Raw genomic sequence first — 22,488 nt, forward strand, 5'->3', positions numbered from 1 at the left:
CCTATTTGTTGGCTTCGGCAAGGGCTAAATATTTATTCTCAAGCTCGGTCATGGCCTCTTTTTCCTTATCTGAGGAATCTTCATAACCAATCAGGTGAAGGAGCCCGTGAATAAAAATTCGCTGAAATTCTCTTTCCACCGGTTCTTTGAATTCAGCTGATTGTTCAATAATTCTCGGAGCACAACAAAAAAGGGTGCCTTCAATGGCTTCATTACCTTTCGAGCCGGGCTCATCATCATACCGAAAAGAAATTATATCGGTAACGTAGTATCGGTTCAGGTGCTCTTTATTGATCCTGACAATTTCCTGCTCACTCACAAAAACAAGTTCAACCAGGGAGAAAGAGACACCTTCTTTATCTGAAATTATCTTCAGGATGGATTCTGCCTTCGAGCGGCTTAACGGAACCTTCTCATCGCTTTCATTAAAAAGTTGAAGGATGGAAGAATCTGTTTTCAAGTGGGTGGTTTTAGAAGGTGAAATCGTCGTCCATCGACTCGGTGAGGGAGAGGGCAATGCCACACATCATCAAATCTTCGGGAAGCTGGGTGAAGTCGCCGCTCAGGATGGAATGATCCACATTGGCGTATAAACTACAGCCGGCTGTTTTTTCAACAATAAGGCCCGATGTTTTTTCGCCGGATTTACCGAAGAAGGTAACCTGCTGAAGCATCTCACTGGCAACAAAAGCCGTACAGTTGTGAAGCTGTAAAAAGGTATTGTACGCATACACAGATACCATGTTCATCTGTTCGTCATTCACATCCAGCCCGAGATGAATTTCAAGGGCCAGTTTTCGAGGCTCTTCCTCATTTTTAACCTCGAACCTGAACACGTCGTTACCCAGGGGTTTTGGTTTGGTTCCCAAAACCTTACCGATGGCATCAATATTTTCTTTTGTAAACTGGTGAATCATAGCTGGCTCATTAATTGTGCCGAAATATACGGCACCTTCTCATAAGTTTAAATGAAAGAGTTAATCGATTCCGTAACGTTGAATTTCCTGCTCACTGGCTTCTTTTGTAGCCGGCATAGGAGGGAAACTGCTGCCCATCAACATATTTACTTCTTCAGAAAGCGCATTGGCTTCTTCGGTGTTGCCACCCTGATAATAAGTGTACTGAATTAATACCAGTGATTGACGTGCCGTTCGAACCGCAGTCAGGTATTGCTGAGCATCACTATTCAGCTGCTCCAGTTGCGGACGAATTTCACGCTGTGTGCGAATGTCGCCACGTGATTGTGCGCTTTGAAGTTGCTGATTCAGCTCGTTGAATTCAGCCTCTATATCAGAGAAACGATTCAGGTTCTTCTCAAGCTTTTCCTTGATGTCTTCTACAGCTGTACCGGCAAGACGCATGGCATCATCATGAAGATCAACCTGAGCGTATCTTACGGCATAAAGTAATTTAAGCGACTCATTGGTTTCCGAAGGACGGAAAGGGATTTTTTCTTCTCCCCACTTCAGCCAGTATTGAGCACTGTCAATCTTACCTTCCTCACGGTAGGTCATCGCCAGCGACATAAAGTTAAAGCGGTAGTTGCTGAGCATACGGCGGATGTTCTCATCGAAATAAACATCCGGGTTATTCCATTCGCGGAATTTGAAATTCTCAACACGATCGGTGAAGATTTTTGGATTGATGTGTCCTTCGCGTCCGGCTCCGAAATTTTTAGGAACTACGCGATAGGCTTTTCCTTCCGTTCGGAAGTAATCCTGCAGGTTAAGCTGGCTTTCACCGGAAACCGTGTTTGCAAAGTAAACAGGACGCAACCAGTTGTTGTTTTGCAGGATATCCAGAATCAACCGATCCTGTACCTGCAGGTAATAAATGCGGTCACCTTGTTGGTTTTGCCCGTAAAAACGGCCATTTAAATTCCATGTTACTTCATTATCGAGGGAATCAACCGGCATTTCGAAGTCAACACCTTTCTGCAAAAGAGGCAGAGAGGTATCCGGTTTAACGCCGATGGCTTCTTTGTAATTCATGTCTTCTGAAAATGCATTCTTCAGCATTTCCTTATCCACCGGGATGGTAATATCCTGTGGCTGCCACTGGCTGATGCCGGCGGTAACCCGGTCCACTTCCTCATCTGAAAGAGAGATAGGCAGCGGAGCTGATTCGTGCGACCATTGGTCTCTGAGCTGCTTAATATACCAGTCGGTATTCAACAGGCTCAGACAAACGATTCGCACATCGGTACGAACGCCTTCCACTTCCTGCGCATACCAGAGCGGGAAGGTGTCATTATCACCATTCGTAAATAAAATAGCATTTGGAGCTACGGACTCCAGCAGGTTTCGGGCATAGTCAGGAGCTACGTACCGGTTGCTACGGTCGTGGTCATCCCAGTTCTGATAGCCCATCCACACAGGGGAGGCAAGCAGGCATAAAACAACGGCTGCATATCCCAATATTCTGTTGTTGGCGTATTGTTTGATGAGTTCAATAATCCCTGTTACTCCAAGCCCGAGCCATATCGAAAAGGCAAAGAAGGAGCCCACGTAGGCATAATCCCGCTCACGCGGCTGATATGGAGGTTGATTCAGGAACACAATAATCGCCAACCCCGTGACAATAAAGAGTGCGAGTATAGCGAGTGCCCGTTTCCAGTCGGAGCTGAAGTGGAAAATCATCCCAAATAAACCCAGCAAAAACGGGATAAAGAAATAGGCATTGCTGGCGGGGTTATCGGGATAGGCCGGCTCCTCAAATCCGGACCGCCAACCCGTATCCTGAATATCAGCCTCACGACCTATGAAGTTCCAGTTGAAGTAACGGATGTACATGTGGTTAACCTGGTAATCCCAGAAGAAAGCCCAGTCAGAATTATAACGCCCGTAGTAATCAAGGTGATTGGGGGCCGGAGAATAACGGCGCGGGAAAAACTCTTCTTCAGAGCGGTCAATTTGTCCGGTTTGGTCGTTGTAATTGTTGCCCTTTAAAATAGGTGTAGCTCCGTACTGCTCACGCTTCAGATAACTGATAAAAGCTTCAACGGTTTCAGGGTCATTCTCGTCAATGGGGGGATCGGCGATGGAGCGGATCATAATCACGGAATAGGAGGAGAACCCGATCAAAATCATCGCGTAACTGATGGCAATGATATTAGCTATGCGCATTTTGTGTTTATGCGTGTAGTAAATAGCATAAGCTACAGCGGCCATAAACAGAAAGATGAACAACATGGGGCCGATAAGTCCATAGGATGCTTCATCCACACTGTTGGCCATGGTTGGAATCATCTGAATGGTAAACGGATACACCGAGAAGAAGGCGATGACGGCTCCAACACCCATCAATAAAAACGACTTCCACTCAAATTCCTTAAGCTTGAAGTACACTATCAGGGCTACAAAGAACAGGGCAAGCAAGTTCAAGAGGTGAACACCAATCGCTATACCAAACATATAGGCAATCAAAACCAGCCAGCGTTCATTATAAGGTTTGTCGAAATTTTCAGCCCACTTCAACGCCATCCAAACTACAATAGAGGTAAAAAACATGGACATGGCATACACTTCGGCTTCCACAGCGCTAAACCAGAAGGTATCGGTTACGGCAAAGGTGAGGGCTCCGACCAAAGCACCTCCATACATCCCGATTTTATCCATCATTTCCATGGAATCAGGATTACCTTTCCATTCGCGAACCAGGCGAACCACAATCAGGTACAAAAACATCACCGTGAAGGCAGATGTAAGCGCACTTATAAAGTTGATGCTAACGGCAATGTATTCAGCCGGCATAAACATGGAGAAAAGTCGCCCAACGATGGAATAAAAGGGAGCGCCCGGAGGGTGATTTACCTGCAAGCCGTGTGCAACGGCAATGAACTCACCGGCATCCCAAAAACTGGCGGTGGGCGCGAGGGTTAGCGTGTATATAACAAGTGAAACAAAAAAGGTAAAAAGAGCGAGATATCTGTTGGTCGTTTTATGATCTGAAAGCATGTAAAATTGGTTAGCTGCTCAAAAAAGTTTTTGGATATTCGTAGATAACATTTTATGATAGGCTCGCAATTATAAGCACAGCCTTATACTAATCAAAATGTAAGATACATAAGAATTTAAACTTCTCGCAGCTAAAACGGGAAAGTTCGAATCGTATTTTCAACTTTAAATATTTTTGCATGTCAGCGAATACAAAAGAACGTTTTTCTTCAAAGCTGGGATTGATTTTAAGCGTGCTCGGGATCGCCATTGGAACGGGTAATATCTGGCGGTTTCCCCGAATAGCAGCTCAGAACGGAGGAGAGGAAGGAGCCGGGGCTTTCCTCTTTGCCTGGATTTGCTTTCTGATCCTGTGGTCTATTCCCCTCATTATTGCGGAATATGGAATGGGGCGAAATGGCCGAAAAGGCGTGGTTGGTTCTTTTGTTGAACTTATTGGTGAGAAGAAAGGCTGGCTGGGTGGATTTGTAGGCTTTGTAGCCACAGCTATCATGTTTTACTACAGTGTGGTAGCTGGCTGGTGTCTGTACTATTTAATTACCAGCATCACCGAAGCCTTACCGGCAAACCTGCAGCAGGCCAATGCTATTTGGGATGGATTCCAGGGTTCCAGCTGGCCGCTTATTGCTCATGCCTTTGTGATGTGCGTGGGGGGCTTTATCGTTATTAAGGGCATTTCCTCCATCGAGAAAGTAAATAAAGTATTGATTCCTTCCTTGTTGCTGGTACTGATTGTTTCCCTGTTTAAAGCCCTTTCGCTTGAAGGCAGCGGACTTGGTATAGAATATCTCTTTACCCCGGATTGGTCAACATTGAAGAAGCCGGAGATCTGGCTGGAAGCACTCACACAAAATGCCTGGGATACCGGTGCTGCCTGGGGACTGATTTTGACCTATGCCGCATACATGCGCAAGACCGATGACGTTACCATTACTGCGTTCCAGACCGGAATTGGTAATAACATGGTTTCGTTGCTGGCGGCCATCATCATTTTCTCAACCGTGTTTGGTACGTTGAGCCCACAGATGGGAAGTGGTGAAATTCTGGATGTGATGAAGACCTCCGGACCTGCTTCAACGGGACTGACCTTTATCTGGATGCCTCAGCTATTTGCAACTATGGGAGGCGGAGGTATTTTTGCCATCCTGTTTTTCCTGGGTTTGACGTTTGCCGCTTTCAGTTCACTGATTTCCATGATTGAACTGGCTGTAAAAGTATTTGTGGATATGGGAGCCGAGCGAAAACGAGCTACTTTAATCATATGTGCTGCTGGTTTCGGATTCGGAATTCCTTCTGCGTTAAACCTGACATTCTTCGCCAATCAGGACTTTGTTTGGGGCGTTGGATTGATGGTTTCCGGTGCACTCATTTCCTATGCCGTCATTAAATACGGAACCCAAAAGTTCCGAGAAGAGCTTATCAATACAGAAGACCGTTCAACGACTTTAGGCTCCTGGTGGGAAATCTTCATCAAGTATGTGGTGCCGATTGAAGTGGTTACCCTGCTGGGTTGGTGGATGTATCTCTCTGCTACTACTTATGCTCCGGACACCTGGTACAATCCGTTGAGTCCTTTTTCTGTGATGACAGTTGTGCTTCAATGGGGGCTTGCGCTTCTTCTTGTGTGGTTTTTCCGCAAGCGATTGATGAAGAGCAATAAGTAAGTAAAAAGCCCCGAGACATTGCCGGGGCGTATTTCTTAGTTCGTTTCTTGTGAGTCGTTCTTTTTATTGCTCTTCATTTTGTCTATTGCGATAGGAATTATAAATAACGAGAACGCAATAACAACGACCACAATTGAAAACAGATCGATTTCCATCTTGATATAAATTTAAATATGAAATTGATTTTCATGAGCAACAGGCTCATGATTTTTGATAAACGAAACAGCCCTGGGTCGGGCCGATATCAGGATGGCTTATAGAAATGAGTGGAAAGGGAAGAGTAGTATTTTGTTGGTCTGACTTTCATCTATCAGGGCAGAGAATTTTAAATAGGTTGAATCGGGCGAACAACTGAAAGTGTGTTGACGAGAGGAGAAAGCAAGTAATTCGTGATCTTCTTCAGTATTAGAATCAGATAGCCGCTCCCTGAAACTACCCCCGCTCTCCCCAGATGCAGCTGATGAAAATAATAAAGCTTGACCGGATGCCCATGTATTCCCAAATTCAATACTTTCGGTTTGCTTTATTTCTACACTTGAGCTGGAATTGGTAGTACCGGCAAGGATTTGATTAATCCCGCTGTTAAGCAATACTACTAAAAAAGGAAGCAAAAATTTCATGCTCAAAATATACATCAATTTACCCTGAGAATTTGTACAAAAAGGGTGGGGTCAACTTCAGGATTTATAAATCATACCCGACTTCTGAATCCTTAATCGGAACCCAAACTTCTTCTTCTGCTTCGGGATCAGTGGGATCATAGTCTTCTTTCATGACTTCAAAATGAGGACGGTTATCCAGTTCGTAGAAGGTGCCCGGCAGCCATTCGCTGTGAATGTATTGACTGGTTTTTGGGAAATCGGAGGGCAGACCTTTATGGATGAACACGGCATATTTACCGCCGGCCAGTGTAAAATTCTCCATTCCATTTGTCAGTTCCCCAAAATCATTAACCTCCACAGCCGCCCACTTCTCGAAAGGGGTATCCGGAGTAAAGCTTTCTGAACTCAAATCATCATCAAAAACCTGCACCGAATATAAACCGGACCCGGTCATATTTTCTATTTGGTGGACATGAGGATGAAACGACTTCCACAACTCACCGGTCTGATCTTTAGCCAGAGAAGTGCGAATACGTTTTCCCACAAGTTTTATATCCGAGATGGTGACAATACGGGGTTCCTGCATAGCATTATTATTTAGGGGTGAGTGAGGAGGTGAATGATAAACAGGTATGCAGCCACAATTCTAAATCCTGATCTTTTTGTACTCCTTGTGGTGATACATAGATCATTCCTTTCATGGGCCGGCCGGTAAAATCCATTTTATGGGCATGAGGTTTAGAAAGACTTTCTTCATAACGGTCGGGACCCACTCTGGCCATAAGTTTATCGTTAACAATGCCAAATGCCATGTGACCGGAAACCATGAAGCAGAGCCCGCCAAACATTTTCTTCTCTACTACATTATTCTGATCCTGCAGCAGGTTCCGAATCCGCTCCGCTAAACCCTCGTCAAAAGCCATATTCTATATATGAATTACAAACCCAAAAGGAATTAGCGCAAATAATAGATTAGAAACAAGAGGGAATAGTCAGCTCTGATGCAAAACCTTTGGGTAAGAATAACTCACATTTATGAGGCATAAAGTGGTCATCCTGAACCTGAATAGTATGACTCAATCAAGGTAATCTTTCAATCCCTTTAATCAAGGTTCAAAAATTAAGGAACCTTGATTGGCTTGATTTAATGATTGCTATGATTGCTAATCAAAACGGGACAATGAAGAATTACTTACCCAGCATTTCTTGGTAAAGATTTTTAGCTATCGCTTAGATTCACGTTTACCACTCATGGGACCTAACCAACAAATAGCAGCTCACAACCTTTTCTGCCAATACCCCACATCCAGCCATTGCCCGAATTTGTACCCGATTTCTTTGAAATGTGCCACTTTCTCCATCCCAAACTTCTCGTGGAGGGCGATGCTGGCATCATTCGGTAAGGTGATGCCGCCAATGGCAAGATGAATATCCTTCTTTTGAAGTTCGGTGAATAAAGCCTGGTAGAGTTTGGTTCCCCATCCATTTCCCTGCCGGTTATGGTCCACATACACCGATATCTCTACCGAATGCCGGTAAGCAGATCGCTCTTTCCATTTGGTGGCATAGGCATAACCTACTTTCTTGTCCTGTTCTTCAGCAACCAGCCAGGGAAGTGCAGATGATTCTACTTTATGTATGCGGGATTGGATTTCTTCGGGGGTGATTTTCTCCTCTTCAAAAGTAACGGTCGTATCCAGTATGTAGTAATTGTAGATATCGGTTAAGGCATAAGTATCTTCAGGCTGAACAGGACGAATCATTATTCTTCAATTTCGAACATCCGCACGGCATTATCCCATAGAATGTCGTCTTTCTGGTTTTGACTTAGATATGGAGCTTCCCGTATGGTTTGCACCGATTTCCCGATGAGTTGCGGCCAGGCCATTTGCAGAGTGCCGAATAAAATTTTGTCGCTTCCTGCCGTAGCTACCGCCTCTTTTAATAACCGGTTGAAAAGTTCATCTCCCAAAAGCCAAACGGCAACGGAAGTTTCCATATACACATTGGGGTAAGTACTTAGCATATACAGACCCTCATCAAAAAAGGGCCAGCCCATATGCATCATCACGATCTGCAGGTCGGGAAAATCCATGACCACATCCTCGACCAGCAGCGGGTTGGCTGTTCCAATCCTGAAGGCCGGACTCAAGACTTGCTGAGGGTTTGGACCCGAAAAGCCGGTATGTATTAACACCGGAACTCCGTGCTTTTGCGCTACTTCGTAATAGGGATAGAGGTCAGGTGTATTAAGCGGAATCCCCTCATAAACAAGCCCGAGTTCTCCTAATGCTGCATATTTTCCTGAAAGTACATCTTCTTCAAACTGTCGTGCAGCCCCTGTATGATCTTCAAGTGATAAGTCTGGCTCATAAGAAAGCATAAATCGTTCTGGTTGTTCTTGGAGGAATGATTCTTTGTATACGCCATGGCTCAGCAATCCGTACCGGATGTTGTGAGCATCCATTTCTTCAAAACTCTGGCGGAAAAGTGCAGCACTGTCGGCCGCCATTTCCCCATATTTTTCCACCCGGTGAATACCATAATCAACATCCTTCATCGCTCTTTCAAACCAGGCAGGATTTACTCCCTGCATGGCCACATCGAAAACAGGGTCTTGCATATCAGGTGCTTTTTGGTCTTTAGAAATGCATCCCGAAACAAAGAAAAGGAGAGCAGTAAGAAGGAAATTTAGGTGAGAACTCATACAATTAATTTTCAGGGAAATAGCGAAATTATATCTTTAGAAACAAGAGGGTAAGGTCATAATCGGATGCATTCAAGCGGTATATTCGTTACCATAGTTTGATGGAAGAGCGCAAACCAAAACGATCTAAAAAGCCCTGGCCCACCAAAGATGCCATGGAGCAGGTATATCAAAAGAATTTATGGGGTGGAGGGCATGCGGATTTCTATTCCGGAACCGGTTCGCATCATCCCGAGTTGGTTGAACCTTATGTAGAGGCTGTGGCTTCTTTTCTGCTTTCTTTTGAAGAACCCCCGGTGGTTTGTGATATGGGATGTGGCGACTTCAACGTAGGCAAGGAGTTGGTAAAGCATACCAAGAAGTATGTGGGGGTAGATATCGTACCGGATCTTATTGAACGAAACAGAGAGAAATTTGAGGCCGACCACCTGGAATTCCGTTGTCTGGATATTGCCGAAGATGAATGGCCGCCGGCAGATTGTGTGATCCTAAGGCAGGTGTTGCAGCATCTTTCGAATGCAGAGATTCAGCGTATTGTGAGTAAGCTGTATAACTATGAGTATATCATTTTAACCGAACACCTGCCCGAAGGCGATTTTGAACCCAATAAAGACATCATTTCAGGTCAGGGAACCCGGCTAAAAAAGGGGAGCGGAGTTGATTTGTTGGCACTACCATTTAACCTTCGGGTTCAAAAAAAAGAACAATGGCTGGCTGTTCCCGCAAAGGAATGGGGCGGGGTTCTGGTGACTACGCTTTACAGAATACAGGCCGTGGCTCATGAGGGCAACTAGCCCTCTTTAGCCCTCGTCCAGCTGTCGGAGATGGATCTTAGCCCTCGTTCCCAACATCCCTGTTGGGAACGCCCGCCCGGACCTCCCGGTCCTGATTTAGAATTATTTTGTAAGGAGTTCCATTCTTAGCCCTCTAACTGTTAAAAAAGAAACAATGGGACGAAGCCGATACAAATTTTATGAATCACACTACCCGTACTTTGTCAGCAGCACCTTACTGGAAGAGCTTCCGCTATTTTCAAAACCTCAAGTTGCACAGGTATTACTTGAACAGTTTATGGTGCTGTAAAATATGAGGTCGGTTAAGGTATATGCGTATGTAATCATGCCTAATCATTTTCATGCGATGGTACAGGGAGAGCAATTATCAAAAAAGCTCAGGCTTACAAAATCCTATGCTGCGCGACAGATACTGGAGGTGTTAAAGAGGAATGGACATACCCGGTGGCTGCAGAAGTTGAAAGAATGCAAACGGTCTTATAAAAGACACCGCACCTTTCAAGTGTGGGAAGAGGGGCTGCATCCAAAGCAACTCAGTACGACGGTAATGATGGCTCAGAAGATTGCATACATTCATCAGAATCCTGTAAAGGCGGGTTGGGTGATTGCTCCGGATGACTGGAGGTATTCATCTGCAGGAAATTACCTGGGCTGGCAGGGATTGATTCCGGTTACCTTATTTGCTGGTTAAAGGTTTGGTTAGCTTACATGCTTTTGCACGGGCGGACCGGGTGGTCCACTATAGCATTCCCAACAGGGAAATATTATCCGAACGAGGGTATTATTAGGAAGAACGAGTCAAAACCGCTTTTGCAATCTTTTCTGACCCTTCTTATTCGGATAATACCCCGTTCAATTATAAGCGAAGGTGCGAAAAATCTTTCTAAAAGTACAAACCCATTATTTACAAGTGGCTGAAATGTAAAGGAGTAGGGTATGAGCAGTCTTTGATGGTAGGCAGGTGCTTTCGCTCGGAATGACTTTGGTGAAGCCGTAAGAGAAAGCTAATCTAATGTCATCCCGCGGCGAATGCCCGGGATCTGGTTGTATTACAAGTGCAGAAGCTTAAACATGATACCGGATTCCTGCCTTCGCAGGAATGACATGCTATTTATCCAAATGATACCGCAGCGCCATCTGTATGCAAATTCGAAGTTCTTTTTCTGGGAGTTCGGTATCGGCTGGTAAAAGAATGGCGCGGTTTCCCTCAAACTCAAGCTCATCACCAAACATGCTTCGGTAGGTTTCAATTAAAGAGGTATTACAGCTTACATACATCCCAATCTGATCCGGGCTTTTCTCTTTCCAGTCTATGCGTACGGTGGTTCCGCTCTTGGGTCGTTTGGTAAGGTAAGCCGGCTCACTCCATTTCAGCGTTTCCTCCAGTTCACCTACGCCCTCCGTGCTACCGGCCACCTCATAAATCAGCCCCCGCAACCGCTCCATCTTAACCCTGATATGCTCCGGGTACGCCTCAAACTTTTCCTTTACACCATTATCCATTTCCGGTCATTTTTAATCGCTAATCGTCACTGGTAACTGGTAACTGGTAACTGGTAACTGGTAACTGGTAACTGGTCACTGGTCACTGGTCACTGGTCCAACATCCCAAACTCATACTCCTTCGGCGGGTCCACACCCTTTAAATGTTCCACAAAATAATCCCAACGCTTTCGCATCATATAATCCTCGCTGTAATAGCCGTGTCCGCGGTTCGGAAACATGATCATGTCAAAGTCTTTGTTAGCTTCAATCAGAGCGTTTACGACCAGCAGTGTGTTGTAAGGAGGGACGTTACTGTCGAGCGTACCATGGGTGATCAGCAGCTTGCCTTCCAGGCTGTCGGCCAGTAATTGGTTGGCCTGATTGTCGTAGTTGGTGGACTGATCGTCAGTAGCTCCATCAATATTGGTGGCTTTAAGCAGTCCCTGCCATTTCTCTCCCCATGGATCGGCATAGTTTCGGTTGTCATGGTTACCGGCGCCTGAAACTGCGACATCATAAAAACCGGGATAGGCGAAAAGGGCACGGGTAGAGGCAAACCCACCTCCGGAATGACCGAAAATCCCCACACGGCTGATGTCCATCCAGGAATGACGATCACCAAGCTGTTCAATCATGGTAATTTGATCGGGGAGGCCATTGTCGCCCATGTTGCCATAATAGAAGTCATGAAATTCTTTAGAGCGGCCAGGCGTACCCATCGCATCCACTTCAACCACAATAAAGCCGAGTTCTGCCAGGGCTTGCTTATCGGAACGGGCGGCACGGAAAGCACGACTGCCTACGCTTCCGGTTTGCGGGCCGGGGTAAATGTAATTCAACACAGGGTACGACTCCGATGAGCTGAAATTGGACGGCTTATACATCAATCCGTATAAATCAGTGACCCCGTCTCTGGCTTTAACAGAAAACGGAACCGGCGGTACCCAGCCGTTGGCCTGCAGTTCTGAAATATCAGCGGATGCAAGTTCAACGAGCACCTCACCATCCATGTTTCGGATAACGGAAGTGGGGGGAGTGGTTGGGGTAGACCGGGTATCTACAAAGTAGTTTCCGGATTCAGAGACTTCGATTTCGTGATGCGCTTCCTCAGGTGTTAGCAGGCGGAGCTCGGTTCCGTCAAAGTTCACCCTGTAAAAATATTCGAAATAGGGATCGCCTTCCTCACGTACCGCACCGGTGAAATAGATAGTTCGGGAATCTTCATCCACGTGACGAACCTGATTCACATTCCAGTCTCCGGAGGTGATCTGGTTCTTGAGCTTGCCGGATTGAAGGTCATAGAGATATAAATGTCCCCAGTTATCCCGCTGTGAATACCAAATCACTTCTTTGCTTTCGTTCAGCACGTGCCAGTTCACCATGTCGTTACCGGATTCGAAAAAGGTGTCGGTTTCTTCAGTCAGCACAGACCGAACACTGCCGGTAGTTGGATTAGCGGTTTGAAGGTGTACATCCTGATGATCCCGGGATACAGTTACAAAAGCCAGCGTATTGCTGTCGTTACTCCATTCATTATCCAGGAAGGAACCGCTCCAGTCCGCAATATGATCGGTGATGGTTGAACGCTGAGGGTCAGGAGATTTGCGCAGCCTGACTACTTTCGGTGCAGGTTCCAGGTTAATAACCACCCGGTGAATGCGGAAAATTACACTGTCGCCCGGTAAGGGATATTTCCAGGCTTCCAGCTCAGGGTGGCCCACTTTTGTGGAAGCGAGGTACATTTCTCCAACTCCGCGTGCATCCTGTTGAAAGGTCGAAATTCGTTTTGAATCGGGTGACCATAACACCACAGGGCCGTCTCTTTTCACCCAACCGGCATTGTTGGTGGCGTAGCCGAAGTTCTCGCGGCCGTCATAAGTAAGCTGAGTAACCCGGTCGGTTTCGAGATTCCTCATAAAGAGATTATGCTCCCTGATAAACACCGATTTCTTTCCATCGGGAGAAACCGATTCATTCCAATAATTGCGCACCTCATCGCGGGTGACTTCACAATCGTAGCCTGTTAGTTCACACCGGTATTCTTTGCTGTCTGCAGAAAAAGTGATAGCTTCGCCACCGTCGGTAAAGTCAAAACTCCGGAAGGGCAGGTCAAGCGGTTCCACATCTTCGCCCATCATTCCTGATAAAACATCAGCAAGCCGGTCGTGGTCAAAGGCCCGTTCTTTGGTTCCGGCTTTGGGATCAGCCATCATAAATTCAGTTCCGTCCGCTAAAGAATGGCGGTAAATAAGGCGGTCATCATCCAGCCATTCCTCGCCGGCAATAGTTCCGTGAACCAGATCATTGGTATGTCCCGAAAGCATTTTCTCGGCTCTCTGGTAGTCTTCTTCGGAAACTTTTTCGGAGTAAATTTTACAGCCTGAAGCTATCAGTATTAAAGAGGACAGGAGAATGAGGAGGGGGAAAGAGCGATAGGGTAAAAATCTCATAGGGAAATTTAGTTGGTTGTGTTTGGTGTTGCGAATATAGAGAATCGTGAGATTTCTACAAGTAAAAGGTTGTGGTAACATTTGTTTGTAACAAAGAATCAAAATGCTAAGCTATTAAATGAAAGACCGTTGAAATGGGTATTTGTGACAAAATAGGTTGCCGGTGTTTTAGTCTTCCTGAAAATGCATAAGTTCAACCCATGAAATTTCTACGATCTATCTTCGATTTTTATCTGCAAAGCAGTATTCATGTAGGGCTTGCCGTAATGGCTCTTGCTGCGCTTTCGGTGATGCAATTTGGTTTTGTGCCGGAGCCAACGTTATTGCTTTTCATTTGGCTGGGAACCATCTGCGGGTATAATTTTGTGAAGTATGCCGGTATCTCAAATCGTCATCACCTGGAAATCACCAAGAACGTATTGTTGATCCGGATTTTTACGGTCTGCTGTTTTGCCGGATTCTTATACTTCGGCAGGTTGCTTCCGGTTTATATTTGGTACCCAACAGGCATCGTAGGAGTGCTTACCGTTTTATACACCGTACCGTTCTTCAGGCAAAAAAATTTGAGGAGCTTTAAAGGATTCAAAGTGTTGGTGATTGCGGCGGTGTGGGTTGGGTTTACCGTAGTTCTGCCACTTCAGTACCATTACATGAATTTTTGGAGTGAACGCGTACTTCTGCAGAGTACAGAGGTTTTCCTTTTTGTTATCGTGTTAATGTTGCCTTTTGAAATCAGAGATTTGAAATACGACAAACCCGGTCTTTCAACCATTCCTCAAATATTTGGGATTACGAAAACCAAGTGGCTGGGAACAGCTTTGGCGGGGGTTATTGCTCTACTTATTTACCTGCAGAAATATGTGTATGCTTCTTATCTGCCGGTGAATGTTTGTGTTTTAGGATTACTTCTTTTGGCAGTCTGGTTTAGCCGTGAGAATCAGGGGAGGTATTATGCTTCTTTTTGGGTGGAGAGTATTCCCATCATTTGGCTGGTTGCTTATATCACTATTTGATTGTAGCTATCAAAAAATATTTTTGATTACATCTGGATGGATATTGTCAATTTTTTTTAATGCATCCATTGCATAAAAAGAAGAAATAACCCCTGAAGGAATCATTGGTTCTATTGTCGGTCTGTTACCAGAAATATCAGGAATTCTTATTGGTTCCGTTTCCTTATTTAAATTGTATGGAATAGAGATTGCATTAAGGTAGTTCTTGTCAAAGTTAAATAGTTTTACTTGTCCTTCTTTCCAACTAACATTCCCTCCTTTAAGTAATGTTTCAAAAAAATCAAGCATATGTTTTGCTGTAGCATGATATTCATCATGCTTTTGATAATTCCTTAAGGTTTTAGTCACTTTGTCTTGATCTAAAACTAAAGTAACTAAAATACCCCCGCTTCCAATGTAGAGGTCAATGCCAAATGCTTGGGCTTTACACAAAATGGATTCATTACATATTTGCTCTGTAATCTTAAAAGCAGGCGTCTTGATGTCTTTGATGTTTGCTTCATCAAGCTTATCTAAGTTAAATAGCTCCTCACCTAGCTCTCTTATAAGAGAAAATTTCCAATCAACTCTTTTAGCGATTTCCTGTTCCGGAATATTCTCTTTGTTTTTTTTATCAATACCTGGTTGATATGCTCCACTTGGTATGGTCATTGTAAAGTTTGGATATTCAGCAACTGAATTATTCCGAAAAATGATTGGAATTCTGGGATTTGCAAACATTCCAGAATCATTCTTTTTAACCAGAATAGTACTTGTCTCAATGCCTGTTTTTAAAACTCTCTTTTTCAAATATTTCTTTATAACATCATGTCTTCTGGTATTACTATGCATTACATTTTGGCGGTAGGGAAGATTGAAAGCATCGTCATCCTTTATGACTATTTTATGTTCAATTTCATTTCTTATTACGCCACAGGTAGCCTGAAATTCGAAATAGCCACAATCATCGCTGGTAAGTAATTTAAGCGGTAACTCAAGATTTTCAGAATAATCATAAACTCTAAAAACAGTGCCATCATGGATGTTCTTTTTAGGATCTTTTTCCTGTTCCTGATAGTAAGTGATTACATTTTCATCGATTTCTAATTCATTCTTGTTTATATGACCTTTAATCAATTCTGTTGTCAGATCTTGATTTCCGGTTTCCCTGATAATTTGAAAAGGCACTCCGGTTGACCGATGATTTACCTCTGTCTTCCAAATGACAGTTTGATATTTTTTTTGCAAGTAACTAATGATATCGGAAAGTCTGTTAGAACGTATTTCTTCTGGAGCTTTCTCAAGTATAAACTTCATGAGTTCTACTCTGTCTAGTATCTCATGAGATCTTTTATTCTTTGCGGCAGACCTGATTGAATCCCAGTTTCTTGCAATAATCTTAGTTGCTCTTTTAATACCCTTTGGATCAGTTAATCGATATTCAGAATCGTTGTTATGAGTTTTGATAAGCTTTTTCTTCATTAGCTTAGGCAGTTCTTTCAGAATCTCCTGATCTTCATAGGATTCTTCATAGACATGTCTAGTAAGAACGTTTACTTTCTCTGCAATTTTTTTGTCAGTTTTAGCCTCGAGTATATAAATAGCCAGTAGAATATTATTCTCTAACGAATTCTGGAAAAATCCTCTTCTTTTGTCATTTTTTTCAGAAAGCCACTTAAAAAATTTAATCACATAAGGTATTACACCAATAATAGAAGCAATACTCGCAATTATACCCAGTATCCCTAGTAAACTCATTTTGTCCGACCGTATTTAAATTGAGTTAAACAGTAAATTTCTGCTGAAATAATTCAAATAATTTCTTATTTGCAAACCCAATCCAATCAATATCTAAAGATGTAGATAAATTATAATTAAGGTTTTTATCCTTAGGTGAACTAATAATGCAGCCTGCTTCTCTGGCTATCAAAAAAGTGCATAAATCGTAGGGATGGCAGCAAAGAATGTTATCAAGGTCATGTTGAGAAGAAATTGAGTTTCTTAAATCAGCTACCATGCGATATTTACCAGAAGCAAGAAGAAATATTTGTCCACCGGTGGATAAATATTGATCCGAAAAGACTAGTGCGTTTCCCTGTTCTTCTATTAAGACTTTAGAAAGAAACTGTTCTTCAATTTGAGATATGTGGGTTTTGGCTCCCGGAAAAAAATTAACGAAAACAGCATAGCCATGACTTAAATCGGCAGCCGAAGAAGAAGTTAGCTTCTTGCGGTCACTGACTGGTTCAAGCGTATTAGCATTATAAACTTCTTCGAATGCTCCTTTGTTCTTCTCAGCACTTACAAATGAGAATAAATCCTGTTTGATGACTGGTATTTCTGTCTGAATGGATAAAAAAATGTCTTCGAGGTTGGTTTCAGGTCCTTTATTAGGAGCAACACCGGTCAGTATCCAGGCACTTCTCTTGTCATACATTATCTCCCTTGTACCGTCAATAGGATCGATGATCAATTTATATTTCGGAGTAGTTCCTACCTTTGTAAATATTTTTTCACCAATTCCTTCGCCAACCAGTATACATCCACCGGGAAATGGATTTCTCTTGAAGAAATCTATTACAATATTTATGGCCTTTACATCGATAGAATAGGATATATCACCATGTTTGTGAATCCCATCTGTATCTTGTGAATTGTCTTGAAGGTTCAGATTATCCCGTAAGCTTGACAAAATCTCAAACTGAAGAAGTTTTATAAAACTAAATATTTCTTCTATATCATTATCATAACTCATTATGCAGGCACCCTTAATTTTAGCTTTGCTACGGCTTCAATGTGATACGTTTGAGGAAACATATCAACGGGCTGCACTTCTTCGATTTCATATACTTCTTTCAACTCTTTGAGGTCGCGGGCCATGGTGGAACTGTTACAGCTTACATAAACGATTCGCGGTACTTTCAGCTCGCAAAGTCGCTCTACCACATCGGGGTGCATACCTGCACGGGGAGGATCAGTAATCAATACATTCGGAGCTCCATATTCATCCACCACATCCTGGGTAAAAACATCTTTCATGTCACCTTTGATGAAAGAAACATTCCCGACTTCATTTTCTTTTGCGTTGAACCGCGCATTTTCAACGGCTACATCCACCAGTTCGATTCCTAAAACGTGTTTGGCCGGTTTGCTCATAAATAAACTGAGCGTTCCGACTCCGCAATACAGGTCATACACCACATCACCGTCTTCCAGTTCGGCATAATCCCGGGCAATTTCGTACAGCTTCTCTGCTTGTGCCGTATTGGTTTGGAAGAATGCATTGGGGTGAATCTTGAAGGTAAATTCCCCGATTTTATCGACAATGTAACCCGGGCCGTGTAGTACTTTCTCAAAACGCCCGACTGCCGTTGGGCTTTTCGTGTCGTTCACATTATTCACAATGGTGGTGATGAAGGAGAATTCCTCAAGCAAGGCTTTTGTCATCTTTTGCATTACCTCCTGATCATCCTGATACGTCACCAGGTTCACCATAAAGTCATCGGTGTGATGGGAGTTTCGGATCATCACATGCCGCATAAAGCCGGTATTTTCAAAGGTATCATACGGTTCAATGCCATGCTCAATGCAGTAGCTTCTCACAAAATCCAGAATCTCAAACGACTCTTTTACCTGCAGGTGACATTCCTTCAAGTTCAGGATTTTATCAAAACGCCCCGGGGCATGAAGTCCGGCTGCAAAGGCAGAATCATCCACATACTCATCGCTCCGGATTTCTTCTTCCGTGAGCCACCGGCGTGAACTGATGCTGTACTCCATCTTATTCCGGTAGTAGAATTCCTGATCGGCACCCACAGCTTCTTTGACGATTGAACCATCCAGCCCGCCAATCCGCTCGATGTGATCCCGAACCTGCTGGCTTTTGAACTCAATTTGTTTCTGGTAGGGGATATGTTGCCAGCTGCAACCGCCACACACTTTCGCATGCTGGCATTTAGGCTCAATGCGGTGTGGACTGGGTTCCAGCACTTCCAGCAGTTTTGCCTCCCGGTGTTTCTTTTTCTTTTTAACGATCCGGGCTTTTACTTTATCTCCCGGTGTGGTGCCAGGTACGAAAACGGCAAGTCCGTCCAGCTTTGCCAAACCCTTGCCTTTAAACGCCGCATCTATAATTTCGAGTTCTACTTCCTGACCTTTTTTAAGCGACATATTTATACTTTCTCTTCTCTGTTTGCTTCGTAATACGTTTGAAATTGAATGTTAAGGGCCAGCTGTTCACTTGAAACTTCGGCAAGTTTCCGGGCCGTTGTTTCCAGTTGACGTAAAGCGATATTGGTAAGTGTTTGCAAAAATTTAACGGCTATTTGAGGATGTCGGTCCCTCAGAACTTCAAAATCCGGTTTAAAAAATCCGAGCAAGTCACAATCGGTGACGCAACGTGCAGAAGATTTTCTCCTCAAATTATATCCAATGGAAAGCGCTCCGAAACTATCCGGCGATTCCAGCTCAAGTTCAGAAATAATATCCTCTGCTGTTTCCTCATCCGGGTTTCCAATGGTGAGTTGTATTTTCCCTTTTTCGATGAAGTACATGCCGGTGCCGGGATCGTTCTTGTAGAAAACGTATTCGCCCTCTTTGTAGCTTCGGCGGTGGCACAGTTGCAGAAACTCATAGCGTTCAGCCGGGTTGAGGTTTGCCAGGAACTTCGACTTGAAGACGATATTCGACTGATCTTTTAAGCGACTTAATTTATCAAACATAGCACCTTTGATTGAGGTTAAAAGGAGTGACCGATCCCAAAACTGAAATATAGCTGCTTGTTGTTTAACCAGCCATCCTGAAGGTCGTGCAGGCGGAAGGCAAAATCAAACCGAACTACCACATATTCCCAATCTAAACGTAAACCCGGTCCGCTGCCCACGGCAATTTGGTTATAAAAATTGTCAAAACGAAAACGACCTTGTTCCAGCCTGTCCTGGTTGTTTTCATCGCGGAAATCATTTTCAGGACCGTACCACACATTGCCGGCATCCACGAATAGGGCAGCCATCCAGTTGGCTCCCAAAAAATCACGGATGAAAGTCTGCCGTACTTCGCTAAAGGCAGCGAGTTTAATCTCACCGCCGGGAATGTTCACGTTGTCGGTAGAGATATCACCCGGCCCAAGCTGAAATGGAGCCCAGCCACGAATATCATTACTTCCTCCGGCAAAAAACCGACGGTTAAGCGGGATAGAGGTGGAGCCTCCGTAAGGTTGGGCAAAACCACCAAAAAGTCTCCAGGCAAAAACTCCGGAATTTGAGATGGTGATGTAGCGCCGATAATCCGCAGAAAGTTTTACAAAACGGCTGTAGCTTAAATCGTTATCACTCAAACCAAACAGGGAGGGGAGGTTGCCTTCCAGCGTGTCCGGTGTTGAAATATGATTGTCGATGAGGTAGGGGATATTTCCACCCACCGAAATGGAATACTCGCTGAAATACCCGCGATTTCTTTTTATAAGATCCGTGTTTTGGCTTCGGAATGTATATCGGATGATGGATGATACCTGCGGCTCAAAATCCTCCAGAATACGCTGCAGTTCAAAGGCATCCACGATAGTGCCATCCTGCAGGGTGTCGGTGCCAAATTCATTGCGAAGGTTTCGGATGTAGGCATCGGATGGGTTGGTATCCACCAAATCCAGTTCAATTAAGTCCAGGAAACTGGAATAATTAGGGGTGTGATTAACTTCATACCGCATGTTAAAACCCACGTCAGAGTTTATATCGAATAACAGCTGATCGGAACGACTATAGGATAACAAGTATCGGGTTACACCACTGGTAAAGCCCGGGCGGTTATCAAGAGTTCGGAATGGGAAGTTCAAGCGGGGAACTGAGTACTCGGCTCTCAATTCGTAGCTTCGGAATACGGAAGATTGAGTGGCAGTGGTGTCAATTTCTTCCAAAACAGCCGGGCTCACAAACTCGAAACTGGCATTGGCACCAATAATCAGGTTCTCTGCATTTCCGAATACATTGTTGTTGTTGTAATCGATTCCAAAACCGGTACCGTAACCATATCGCTTCATCCCAAACAGCTCGGTAGAAATACTGTGTTTGGTAAGGGTTTGAAGGTCAAAGTAGACCGGTATTTCTTCACGGCTGAAGTCCGGCAGGGCCTGGTTTTCGTTCTGCCCGAAGCGTTGTATGTAAAGCATCCCAAGATTCTGAAACTCATTAACCGTCTCCAGGTACAAGGAATGATTATAAATAGACCCCGGCTTAAACAGCAGCTGACTGGAAAGCAAGCTAAAGTGAGATTGCGTGCCCGGTTCTTTCTGCAGATATATCACATTCGAAGAATCCACGGTATGCGGAGGGCCGATCAGGGTATCTTTTTGGGTATAGTTGACGGGAGGTTCTTCGTCGCTTAAACGAACTCTTATGTTCCCAAAGCGGTAGATCTCTCCGGGATTCACCTGGTACAATACATCCAGCGTGTTGGGGGTTGTAGTGTCGGGTTTGACCAAAGCAATGACGGAATCCCGCTGAACAGAGGCATACCCATTATTTTTCAGGAAGGTGATGATCCGTTGCTGCTCATTACTGAGCTCCTGTGAACTGTACTGACGGTTTACACGGTAAGTGTTTTCATCAATACGTCCTTTGGTAAGGATGCTTTGTTCCAGGAAGTTCACCCTCTTTTGAGGATCTGAAAATCCCGGTATTCCCCGGTACGAAATGGTATTGATGAAATAAGGCTCACCTTCATCTATAATAAAAGAGACCTCAATTTTATCGGTCCGGTACTCTACAATGGTTGTATCTACCGCCACGTCCAGAAAACCCAGTGATTCATAATACAGGGCAATCCGCTCCATATCGTTGCCCACGGTTTGCAGATTCAGGTAGGCGGGGTCTTCACCAAACCTTCCATTCGACATGTTCCAGATAAAGTACCAGGGGGTAAACCGTGGTATTCCAAGGAATTCACGGTTGGTGCGGGTTCTCACCAGCGTTTCTAAGGTGCGGTCTTTGACGTTTTCATTTCCTGAAAACCGGATGCGGCGCACTACATCTTCGGTGTTAGTGCTTTCCTGGCTTTGTTGGGCATAAATTTCGGCAGGATGAATGATATCCACCCATGCAAAAATACATAGCAGAAATGTGATTCTAAGTAGGCTGTAGATAGATGCAAGCAAGGTAATACAGAAAAAACGGCTGATCTTTACAGAACAACCGCAGCCTCTGTTGAGGATTAGTTATTAAACGTCGTCGTAATCGAATCCTTCGTCTTCTTCATTATGAAAGAAGTCTTCTTTACGAATGTAATCGGGCCAGATATCTTCAATGCCTTCATATACAGGCTCTTCACCTTGTTCGATTTCTTCAAGCTCTTCGAGATTTACAATAACCTGGTTAGGCAAGCCATTGCGTTCTGCCCATTCAATAAGTTCTTCCCGGGTGGCCGGGAAAGGGGCATCATCTAAAGCTGCGGCTAATTCAACGGTCCAAATCATAGTTAAGTAATTATTTTAGAATGAATGAGTGTAATAAACACATGTGTTGATAAAACACAAGTGAATAAATAAAATTTTTGTTCCAAATTCGTGCCGAAAATATTGTTATCTTCGCACAAATACATCAACTAAATCCTGAGAGGATTATTTTATGTTTAACAGTTTAGGTGCACCTGAAATTCTCATTATTGCCATCATGGTTTTGGTACTTTTCGGAGCAAAACGCATTCCGGAATTGGCTCGTGGATTAGGGCAGGGAATTAAAGAATTCCGCCAGGCTTCAAAAGACATTAAAAAAGAAATTGAAGACAGTTCCCGCGATATAAATGATGCGGCTAATCACGAAGAAACCTCTTCTAAAAGCAAATAAACC

At 44.0% G+C, this 22,488-nt stretch carries 21 protein-coding genes; 5 read left to right on the top strand and 16 right to left on the bottom strand.

Annotated elements, in window-relative coordinates; all coding sequences use genetic code 11:
- Nucleotide 1: 1 nt before the first annotated feature.
- The 3 genes from ybeY to JJ941_RS04020 are packed head-to-tail and all read right to left on the bottom strand — an operon-like array spanning nt 2 to nt 3,956.
- Complete coding sequence (ybeY, locus tag JJ941_RS04010; protein ID WP_290962385.1) at nt 2–460, bottom strand: rRNA maturation RNase YbeY; 459 nt, start codon at nt 458–460, stop codon at nt 2–4.
- A 10-nt stretch (nt 461–470) separates the two neighbouring features.
- The gene (locus tag JJ941_RS04015) at nt 471–917 is read right to left on the bottom strand and encodes a hypothetical protein (protein WP_290962386.1); all 447 of its coding nucleotides are present in this window, start codon (nt 915–917) and stop codon (nt 471–473) included.
- A 60-nt stretch (nt 918–977) separates the two neighbouring features.
- Nucleotides 978–3,956, bottom strand: coding sequence for a DUF2723 domain-containing protein (locus JJ941_RS04020; RefSeq protein ID WP_290962387.1), 2,979 nt, complete (start codon nt 3,954–3,956; stop codon nt 978–980).
- A 179-nt stretch (nt 3,957–4,135) separates the two neighbouring features.
- On the opposite strand from JJ941_RS04020, the gene JJ941_RS04025 reads away from it, so the two are divergent.
- On the top strand, nt 4,136–5,620 hold the full coding sequence (locus tag JJ941_RS04025; protein WP_290962388.1) for a sodium-dependent transporter: 1,485 nt from the start codon (nt 4,136–4,138) through the stop codon (nt 5,618–5,620).
- 254 nt (nt 5,621–5,874) lie between these two features.
- Here JJ941_RS04025 and JJ941_RS04030 read toward each other — a convergent pair whose 3' ends face one another.
- From JJ941_RS04030 to JJ941_RS04050, 5 genes are all read right to left on the bottom strand, one after another.
- Nucleotides 5,875–6,240, bottom strand: a complete 366-nt coding sequence (locus JJ941_RS04030; RefSeq protein ID WP_290962389.1) for a hypothetical protein — start codon at nt 6,238–6,240, stop codon at nt 5,875–5,877.
- Nucleotides 6,241–6,304: 64 nt separating this feature from the next.
- On the bottom strand, nt 6,305–6,808 hold the full coding sequence (locus JJ941_RS04035; RefSeq protein ID WP_290962390.1) for a GyrI-like domain-containing protein: 504 nt from the start codon (nt 6,806–6,808) through the stop codon (nt 6,305–6,307).
- 7 nt (nt 6,809–6,815) lie between these two features.
- A complete protein-coding gene (locus JJ941_RS04040) occupies nt 6,816–7,145 on the bottom strand; it encodes a TfoX/Sxy family protein (RefSeq protein WP_290962391.1) in 330 nt (109 codons plus the stop codon).
- Nucleotides 7,146–7,499: 354 nt separating this feature from the next.
- Entirely contained in the window at nt 7,500–7,985 is a 486-nt protein-coding gene (locus JJ941_RS04045) for an arsinothricin resistance N-acetyltransferase ArsN1 family B (RefSeq protein WP_290962392.1), read from the bottom strand.
- On the bottom strand, nt 7,985–8,929 hold the full coding sequence (locus JJ941_RS04050; protein WP_290962393.1) for an amidohydrolase family protein: 945 nt from the start codon (nt 8,927–8,929) through the stop codon (nt 7,985–7,987). The genes JJ941_RS04045 and JJ941_RS04050 overlap by 1 nt, the downstream gene beginning before the upstream one ends.
- 101 nt (nt 8,930–9,030) lie before the next feature.
- Here JJ941_RS04050 and JJ941_RS04055 point away from each other — a divergent pair, with 101 nt between their 5' ends.
- Nucleotides 9,031–9,723, top strand: coding sequence for a class I SAM-dependent methyltransferase (locus JJ941_RS04055; protein WP_290962394.1), 693 nt, complete (start codon nt 9,031–9,033; stop codon nt 9,721–9,723).
- Nucleotides 9,724–10,015: 292 nt separating this feature from the next.
- Nucleotides 10,016–10,414, top strand: a complete 399-nt coding sequence (locus JJ941_RS04060) for a transposase (RefSeq protein ID WP_290962395.1) — start codon at nt 10,016–10,018, stop codon at nt 10,412–10,414.
- A gap of 416 nt (nt 10,415–10,830) precedes the next feature.
- On the opposite strand, the gene JJ941_RS04065 is transcribed toward JJ941_RS04060, so the two are convergent.
- A complete protein-coding gene (locus JJ941_RS04065; protein WP_290962396.1) occupies nt 10,831–11,226 on the bottom strand; it encodes a DUF1801 domain-containing protein in 396 nt (131 codons plus the stop codon).
- An 89-nt stretch (nt 11,227–11,315) separates the two neighbouring features.
- Nucleotides 11,316–13,658: a DPP IV N-terminal domain-containing protein gene (locus JJ941_RS04070; protein WP_290962397.1), complete on the bottom strand. Its 2,343-nt coding sequence runs from the start codon at nt 13,656–13,658 to the stop codon at nt 11,316–11,318.
- A gap of 200 nt (nt 13,659–13,858) precedes the next feature.
- Here JJ941_RS04070 and JJ941_RS04075 point away from each other — a divergent pair, with 200 nt between their 5' ends.
- A complete protein-coding gene (locus JJ941_RS04075; RefSeq protein WP_290962398.1) occupies nt 13,859–14,671 on the top strand; it encodes a hypothetical protein in 813 nt (270 codons plus the stop codon).
- Nucleotides 14,672–14,680: 9 nt separating this feature from the next.
- Here JJ941_RS04075 and JJ941_RS04080 read toward each other — a convergent pair whose 3' ends face one another.
- The 6 genes from JJ941_RS04080 to JJ941_RS04105 all read right to left on the bottom strand — a co-directional run bounded on the left by JJ941_RS04080 (nt 14,681) and on the right by JJ941_RS04105 (nt 22,115).
- Nucleotides 14,681–16,408, bottom strand: coding sequence for a hypothetical protein (locus tag JJ941_RS04080; RefSeq protein WP_290962399.1), 1,728 nt, complete (start codon nt 16,406–16,408; stop codon nt 14,681–14,683).
- Nucleotides 16,409–16,433: 25 nt separating this feature from the next.
- Complete coding sequence (locus tag JJ941_RS04085) at nt 16,434–17,405, bottom strand: hypothetical protein (protein ID WP_290962400.1); 972 nt, start codon at nt 17,403–17,405, stop codon at nt 16,434–16,436.
- A complete protein-coding gene (rlmD, locus tag JJ941_RS04090) occupies nt 17,405–18,820 on the bottom strand; it encodes a 23S rRNA (uracil(1939)-C(5))-methyltransferase RlmD (RefSeq protein ID WP_290962401.1) in 1,416 nt (471 codons plus the stop codon). Before rlmD ends, JJ941_RS04085 begins: the two co-directional genes overlap by 1 nt.
- Nucleotides 18,821–18,822: 2 nt before the next feature.
- The gene (locus JJ941_RS04095) at nt 18,823–19,371 is read right to left on the bottom strand and encodes a cyclic nucleotide-binding domain-containing protein (RefSeq protein WP_290962402.1); all 549 of its coding nucleotides are present in this window, start codon (nt 19,369–19,371) and stop codon (nt 18,823–18,825) included.
- 17 nt (nt 19,372–19,388) lie between these two features.
- Nucleotides 19,389–21,737, bottom strand: a complete 2,349-nt coding sequence (locus JJ941_RS04100) for a BamA/TamA family outer membrane protein (protein WP_290962403.1) — start codon at nt 21,735–21,737, stop codon at nt 19,389–19,391.
- A gap of 123 nt (nt 21,738–21,860) precedes the next feature.
- Nucleotides 21,861–22,115, bottom strand: coding sequence for a DUF2795 domain-containing protein (locus tag JJ941_RS04105; RefSeq protein ID WP_020402200.1), 255 nt, complete (start codon nt 22,113–22,115; stop codon nt 21,861–21,863).
- Between the two features lie 151 nt (nt 22,116–22,266).
- Here JJ941_RS04105 and JJ941_RS04110 point away from each other — a divergent pair, with 151 nt between their 5' ends.
- On the top strand, nt 22,267–22,485 hold the full coding sequence (locus tag JJ941_RS04110; RefSeq protein WP_255135462.1) for a twin-arginine translocase TatA/TatE family subunit: 219 nt from the start codon (nt 22,267–22,269) through the stop codon (nt 22,483–22,485).
- Nucleotides 22,486–22,488 lie beyond the last annotated feature (3 nt).

Origin of the sequence: Gracilimonas sp. (genome assembly GCF_017641085.1) — a bacterium.
In the GTDB taxonomy this organism is placed as follows: Bacteria; Bacteroidota; Rhodothermia; order Balneolales; family Balneolaceae; genus Gracilimonas.

What these genes read in the sequence shown, in the direction of transcription:
- JJ941_RS04015 (WP_290962386.1), bottom strand. Translation starts at nt 917, where the DNA reads ATGATTCACCAGTTTACAAAAGAAAATATTGATGCCATCGGTAAGGTT.
- JJ941_RS04050 (WP_290962393.1), bottom strand. Translation starts at nt 8,929, where the DNA reads ATGAGTTCTCACCTAAATTTCCTTCTTACTGCTCTCCTTTTCTTTGTT.
- JJ941_RS04030 (WP_290962389.1), bottom strand. Translation starts at nt 6,240, where the DNA reads ATGAAATTTTTGCTTCCTTTTTTAGTAGTATTGCTTAACAGCGGGATT.
- JJ941_RS04020 (WP_290962387.1), bottom strand. Translation starts at nt 3,956, where the DNA reads ATGCTTTCAGATCATAAAACGACCAACAGATATCTCGCTCTTTTTACC.
- JJ941_RS04085 (WP_290962400.1), bottom strand. Translation starts at nt 17,405, where the DNA reads ATGAGTTATGATAATGATATAGAAGAAATATTTAGTTTTATAAAACTT.
- JJ941_RS04105 (WP_020402200.1), bottom strand. Translation starts at nt 22,115, where the DNA reads ATGATTTGGACCGTTGAATTAGCCGCAGCTTTAGATGATGCCCCTTTC.
- JJ941_RS04070 (WP_290962397.1), bottom strand. Translation starts at nt 13,658, where the DNA reads ATGAGATTTTTACCCTATCGCTCTTTCCCCCTCCTCATTCTCCTGTCC.
- rlmD (WP_290962401.1), bottom strand. Translation starts at nt 18,820, where the DNA reads ATGTCGCTTAAAAAAGGTCAGGAAGTAGAACTCGAAATTATAGATGCG.
- JJ941_RS04080 (WP_290962399.1), bottom strand. Translation starts at nt 16,408, where the DNA reads ATGAGTTTACTAGGGATACTGGGTATAATTGCGAGTATTGCTTCTATT.
- JJ941_RS04045 (WP_290962392.1), bottom strand. Translation starts at nt 7,985, where the DNA reads ATGATTCGTCCTGTTCAGCCTGAAGATACTTATGCCTTAACCGATATC.
- JJ941_RS04040 (WP_290962391.1), bottom strand. Translation starts at nt 7,145, where the DNA reads ATGGCTTTTGACGAGGGTTTAGCGGAGCGGATTCGGAACCTGCTGCAG.
- JJ941_RS04060 (WP_290962395.1), top strand. Translation starts at nt 10,016, where the DNA reads ATGAGGTCGGTTAAGGTATATGCGTATGTAATCATGCCTAATCATTTT.
- JJ941_RS04025 (WP_290962388.1), top strand. Translation starts at nt 4,136, where the DNA reads ATGTCAGCGAATACAAAAGAACGTTTTTCTTCAAAGCTGGGATTGATT.
- JJ941_RS04065 (WP_290962396.1), bottom strand. Translation starts at nt 11,226, where the DNA reads ATGGATAATGGTGTAAAGGAAAAGTTTGAGGCGTACCCGGAGCATATC.
- JJ941_RS04095 (WP_290962402.1), bottom strand. Translation starts at nt 19,371, where the DNA reads ATGTTTGATAAATTAAGTCGCTTAAAAGATCAGTCGAATATCGTCTTC.
- JJ941_RS04055 (WP_290962394.1), top strand. Translation starts at nt 9,031, where the DNA reads ATGGAAGAGCGCAAACCAAAACGATCTAAAAAGCCCTGGCCCACCAAA.
- JJ941_RS04075 (WP_290962398.1), top strand. Translation starts at nt 13,859, where the DNA reads ATGAAATTTCTACGATCTATCTTCGATTTTTATCTGCAAAGCAGTATT.
- JJ941_RS04035 (WP_290962390.1), bottom strand. Translation starts at nt 6,808, where the DNA reads ATGCAGGAACCCCGTATTGTCACCATCTCGGATATAAAACTTGTGGGA.
- JJ941_RS04110 (WP_255135462.1), top strand. Translation starts at nt 22,267, where the DNA reads ATGTTTAACAGTTTAGGTGCACCTGAAATTCTCATTATTGCCATCATG.